The sequence below is a fragment of the Acinetobacter sp. YH12129 genome (genome assembly GCF_013418685.1).
In the GTDB taxonomy this organism is placed as follows: domain Bacteria; phylum Pseudomonadota; class Gammaproteobacteria; order Pseudomonadales; family Moraxellaceae; genus Acinetobacter; species Acinetobacter amyesii.
Genome location: NZ_VPBP01000060.1, coordinates 1 through 4,840, shown reverse-complemented (window position 1 = coordinate 4,840; position 4,840 = coordinate 1). Strand labels below are relative to the sequence as shown.

The 4,840-nt window shown below is 37.0% G+C and carries 4 protein-coding genes and 1 pseudogene; 1 reads left to right on the top strand and 4 read right to left on the bottom strand.

All coding sequences use genetic code 11. The features are described from left to right. Positions 1 to 407 precede the first annotated feature (407 nt). Positions 408 to 593, bottom strand: coding sequence for a hypothetical protein (locus FTU65_RS15865; RefSeq protein WP_180004515.1), 186 nt, complete (start codon positions 591 to 593; stop codon positions 408 to 410). Between the two features lie 475 nt (positions 594 to 1,068). Between FTU65_RS15865 and yddG the strand changes: the two genes are divergently transcribed. Then, a complete protein-coding gene (gene yddG / locus FTU65_RS15860; RefSeq protein ID WP_180004517.1) occupies positions 1,069 to 1,992 on the top strand; it encodes an aromatic amino acid DMT transporter YddG in 924 nt (307 codons plus the stop codon). Between the two features lie 23 nt (positions 1,993 to 2,015). On the opposite strand, the gene FTU65_RS15855 is transcribed toward yddG, so the two are convergent. From FTU65_RS15855 to FTU65_RS15845, 3 genes and pseudogenes are all read right to left on the bottom strand, one after another. Continuing rightward, positions 2,016 to 3,314, bottom strand: a complete 1,299-nt coding sequence (locus FTU65_RS15855) for an MgtC/SapB family protein (RefSeq protein ID WP_180004519.1) — start codon at positions 3,312 to 3,314, stop codon at positions 2,016 to 2,018. A 276-nt stretch (positions 3,315 to 3,590) separates the two neighbouring features. Beyond that, entirely contained in the window at positions 3,591 to 4,478 is an 888-nt protein-coding gene (locus tag FTU65_RS15850; protein ID WP_180004521.1) for a DMT family transporter, read from the bottom strand. 252 nt (positions 4,479 to 4,730) lie between these two features. Further along, positions 4,731 to 4,840 (bottom strand): annotated as a pseudogene (locus tag FTU65_RS15845) (IS5/IS1182 family transposase); the annotation flags it as partial.

The window sequence follows — 4,840 nt, the reverse complement described above, 5'->3', positions numbered from 1 at the left end:
CACGATTAATAAGTGCGCGGTTGTATGTAGACCAATTGAGAGTACGGTAAATTTTAGGTGTGGGCTTATTCATTTGAAAATTATATTGTGGAATAAGCCCTTAACGATAGGTTTGTGCAACAAAGCCAAAGTAATCCTTAAACTTCCTCCGTCAAAGAAAATAAACTTTCTTAAAAGAGTCATTTAATGAATTATCGCTTTTAGCTGTTATTTTTCAATACGTTTAAAAGTTACTTCAGCTAAATTTAAAGTAGATGTTGTACATCCAATATGCAATTGTCATTCAAATATTTTTCAGCACAATTTTAAAATATATGTGAGGCATAAATGCTGAATGAATTCAGAAAACATAAAAATCCCCCACGTTTGGAGGATTTTTTACTTTATTTATTGAATAGCCATTATTTTTAATACACATCACGGCGGTAACGACCTGCTTTACGCAGTGTATGCAGTTGTTCAATACCCAGTATCTCTTGCAAAGTGGCATCTACCGCTTTGGCCATATTCAAACTGCCGCAGATATAGAGACAAGCCCCTTGCTCTAGCCAATCAAACAATTCAGCTTTTTTTACAACTAGGACATCTTGCACATACTTTTCAGCAAATCCATCACGAGAAAATACCCGATCGATTTCTGAAATTTTACCTTGGTTTTGTAATTCATGCAGTTCATCAGCAAAAATTGCATCGAAATCTTGTTAATGCTCACCATAAATTAACCAGTTTTGATAGTGCTCTGTTGCGACACGTTGCTTAAGATGTGAAAGCAAACCCGCCATTCCTGAGCCATTGCCAATCATAATTGCTGACTTAACGCCCTCTGCTAAGTGAAAATTTGGATTCGCACGAATATAGGCATGAATATATTGTCCAAGTTTTAAATCGTGCGTTAATAAGCCAGAACCTAAACCTAGTTCATCGCCATGCTGCTCTTGACGTACAACGAGCTCTAAATATTTTTAATTAAATAGAGTTTGATAATTTCACGCTTAGACTAAACAACTAAAGAAAGATTATAATTAAAGCTTAGAATTCATTCGCCATTTGCGAAATCTTCGAGCAATCATGTCCAAAAATCTTGCAACGCTGATTGGATTCAGTGCAATCTTACAATGGTCTTCTATTGTTGGTTTACTTAAGAAAATTAGTTTCAGTATTGGCCCTGATCTTGCAGTGCTCTTTATGTATACATTGAGTGCAATTATTCTATTGCTCTTATTTAAAATTCCAAACCTTAAACTGGTTCCGCGCCAATTTTTGATATACGCCACTATTCTATTTGTGATTTATGAGTTGTGTTTTTCGTATGCCATTGCTTTGGCTCAAACTGCTCAACAAGCGATTGAAATCAGTTTAGTCAATTATTTATGGCCGAGTCTGACAATTGCCGCGTTAATCTTATTTAAAGAATTAAAATTTAACTTTTTCGTAATCATTGGTTTAGCCATTTGTTTGGGTGGCATCATTTTGATCCAAACGGGTAATGGAAGTTTTAACTGGTCTACAGTCTTTACGAACATTCAGTCTAATCCATTAAGCTATTTTCTTGCTTTTATGGGAGCGAGTTTATGGTCACTCTACTGTGTGATTACACGTAAATACAGTCTTGGACATAACCCTATTTCATTCTTTTTCGTCGTGATCACGATTATGCTATGGCTAAAAATGTTGATATTTCACGGTATTCCGCGAATGCCTGCCGTAGACTTACATACCGGTATGTATATGTTGATCGTGTCCATCGTGACTGCTTTGGGTTATGCAGCGTGGAATGTAGGTATTATAAAAGGCAATATTACGATATTGGTAACTTTATCGTATTTTAGTCCGATTTTTTCTTCGGTTATTTCAATGTTTATATTACAGACACCACTGAGTTTAAGTTTTTGGCATGGTGCCATTTTGGTGACATTAGGTTCGCTGGTATGTTGGATTTCAACCAGTTGGCCACAAATTAAAGCCAGATTAATGCAATTGCGCCATGAATAATAAGAAGCAGTCACTTGGCTCATTTATCTTAAACTGAATAGCAAAACCGCGATTAGGCACAGCATATGAAGTAACTGTGTTGGTGCAAAATATAGAAAATATTTCCAGCCACCTGTGAGAAATGCATTCACACATTTTGAAATCGCATGGGCTGATAATCCAATCACCACAGCATAAACCAATGTTAAATTGTCGATATTACCTTGCATCACCACGGTTGCCATAGCTGCATGGACTTCAAAGAGTGATGCTAATAATGTCCCTAAAATTAAGCCTTTATCACCTAAAGCGAGATTTAATCCATAAACAAGTGCTTGGATTAAAGTAAGCGTGATGGCAATGATTGCCGCCTGTTTTAAGCTAAACATTCGACTATCAGTATTTTCTAACGGCACTGTTTCATTCGCCTCTACACGAAGCATTTCAGGTTCTGACTCTTTATTATGCTGAACTTGAGATGAGCCATAAATCAGATATAACGCAGTAAGGACCAATATCAAGATGCCGACGATACTTGGTATAACTAATATTTTAAACCAAGCAAAACTCACCCCAAGGACAATGATCAAAAGTTGAACCAATGTCGCAACACATGAAAAAAGTCCTGCCCCTGCATTACTTTTGGCACTGGCTTTTCCTGCTCGCACTTCCATGCCTAAGCTTGCGATTGTTGCTGTGCTCGACACAAAACCTGATGCCAAGGCCGATAAGATAATCGCTTTATCAGAAGATAGAAGCCGCTTGGCGATGTGCGCTAATGACTGCACCACCAAGATCAATATCAGTAATTTTAAAATCACATAGGGATTTAATACTGAACCCCAATAGGCTTGATTCGGCGTTAAAGGTAAGGCAATTAGGATCAATGCCAGTAAAAAGACTCCATCTCTTAACTCATAGTCTTTGATCCAATGCGCTGCAAAATGATGTAAGCCTTTTTTTCCAACTAGTATGAGGGTCAGCACCACAGCCAAACACGCAGCCAATGGAATATTAAATACACAAGCAGCGCCGATTAAATAGGTCATAACAAAAGCAAGTTCTGTGGTTGTGCCAATATCTTGTTTTTGCTGGCTTAATCCATAATAGCTAAACATACTGACGACAATTGCACCGATTACACCAACAGCTAAATGGATTAAAAAACACAATGCTCCAAACAGCGCACAAATGGTAAATGAGCGTAAACCGGCAAAGCTCTGTTCACTGTCCAAATTGTTGTTACGTTGACGCTCCAAACCGATGAGTAGTCCACAGCCTAAAGCCGAAGCTAAAATCGTTAACAATGCTGGGAAGGATAATGTTTGTATGAGTATTTCCAAATTTAAGCCCTCCCATCAATACATTGTTTATTTTGGCAATATAAATAAAAAATAATAAAAAAATTTAACGCTAAAATTTGAAAAAAACATATAAATTGAACAACTTGAGCATTTTCAATCATGTTCAAAGTTTAGTCATACTTTAAATCATAAACAATTCCATGATAAATATCCTAGTGGACATCAAATATTTCTCATCTTTTAATTAAAAAAAATATTCGAAAATCTGACTTAAATTCGGACTTTTTTTACCTTCATGTCTGTTTAAAGCACACATTAAGCCCAAATCACCATAATGGCCGCAATCACCACTAAGGCTAAGCCCCAATGATCAGTTCTTGCGAGTTTTTCCTTAAAGAAATATGCAGAGATTAAGAGGCTAAATAATATTTCGATTTGACCTAGGGTTTTGACAATCGCAACCGTTTGCATGCTCATGGCAGTAAACCAACCCAAGGACGCTAGAAAGCTACAGACACTAACACGAAAGGTCAGACCGACTCTCTCCCACATGGCAATGAGCGTTTTGCGGCTAAATAGACTGAGGTACAGCAGCATAATCACACATTGAAAGCCAATTACACTCAACAGTACCCACGCCGCACGATGCAAAGTCGGTAAATCACTTAGCTCTAAACTGGCTTCACGAACCAATAAAGAGGTAATAGCAAAACTTAATCCACTCCCTACACCAATGCATAACGTTGGCAGAGATAATTTTTGTCGTTGAGAACCTTTGCTTAAAAGAAAAACGGCAACACCACCAACCAAAACACCAATCCAACCAAATAAACTTAAATGTTCACTTAAGAAAATCACCCCAACAATGGCCGCAAATATGGCTTCACTTTTCGCTAAACCGACGCCGATGGCATAATTCTTTTGTTTAAAAAGCAAGACCATTAAAATCGTCGCTAAAATTTGACTTAGTCCTGCAATCACCACATAGACCCAAAACATAGGTGTAAATGTGGTTACCTGACTCACAGGCTGTTGTTGGTACAGCACAAATAAATAAATGCAGGCAAATGGGAGTCCAAAAATAAACCGAGCAAGGGTGACACCATACACATCAACAGTGGTACTGAGTTGCTTTTGAAATGCATTGCGCCATGACTGCATAAAAGCAGCCATTAAAGTGAATAAGATCCAAACTGGAAACATAAGAAAGGTGGTTTAACGGTGGATGCCTCATCAATTTACGCTTTTATTGAATTGAATGCGACCCAACACGGCTAGATTATTCATTGAACTTGGTTATGGATTCATTGAAAAAATTTTATTTAAAAACCTCATATTAAGAATATGGTATTTATCAAAATTTAAGTTTTTATAAAAAAACGCAAAGGCATGTCACCTTTGCGTTTTGCTCTTTACCAATATAGTTAGTAACTTACATTAGATTTCTTTCATAAGTCATTTTTCACTCAGCTCTAAGTTATAAATTCCAGCGATTAAATTGAATCTCAAACCAAGCCTTTTACCTCTATTTCGATAACGCTCAGCAAGGATTTTGAAGGTTTTCA